This window comes from Massilia mucilaginosa (assembly GCF_011682145.1).
In the GTDB taxonomy this organism is placed as follows: Bacteria; Pseudomonadota; Gammaproteobacteria; order Burkholderiales; family Burkholderiaceae_D; genus Telluria_A; species Telluria_A mucilaginosa.
Window position 1 is genome coordinate 1 of sequence record NZ_WHJH01000199.1, and the last position, 501, is coordinate 501.

The following is a 501-nucleotide window of genomic DNA, read 5'->3' on the forward strand; positions in this document are numbered from 1 at the left end:
CGGACGGCACGGTCGAACGTTTTCTCCGGGATGGCGATGACTTCAGGCTCAGCAGCGTTCATACGCGCACCGGCATAGCCACGCATTACACGTACGACGAAAAAAACCAGCTCAGCAAAATTGTCGACACCAGCGGTCGCAGCCTAGCGATCACGTGGGAGGGTGACGTCATCGCGTCGATCTCTAATGCCACTGGCAGTGTGCGCTACGAGTATGAGCATGCTGTCGTACCCGGCGATGGACCCATCGAAGGCATGGACCGCCTGATGGGTGTGCATCACCTCGACCGTTCCGGTTCCGAGCTGTCATGGCGCGCGTATCACTACGAAGCCCCCAACGATCGCTTCCTCCTCACCGGCATTACCGATGAACATGGAAAACGCTTTGCCACGTATGCATACAACGGCGACGGGCAAGCCGTGTTGTCGGAGCACGCCGGCGGTGCGCAGCGCTACACATTTGCCTATCCCAGTCGGACCAGCCGGATCGTCACCGATCCGC

General features: G+C 59.7%; 1 pseudogene. It reads left to right on the plus strand.

Annotated features, from left to right (window positions below):
• A pseudogene (locus F2P45_RS37565) lies at positions 1 to 501 on the plus strand (hypothetical protein); the annotation flags it as partial.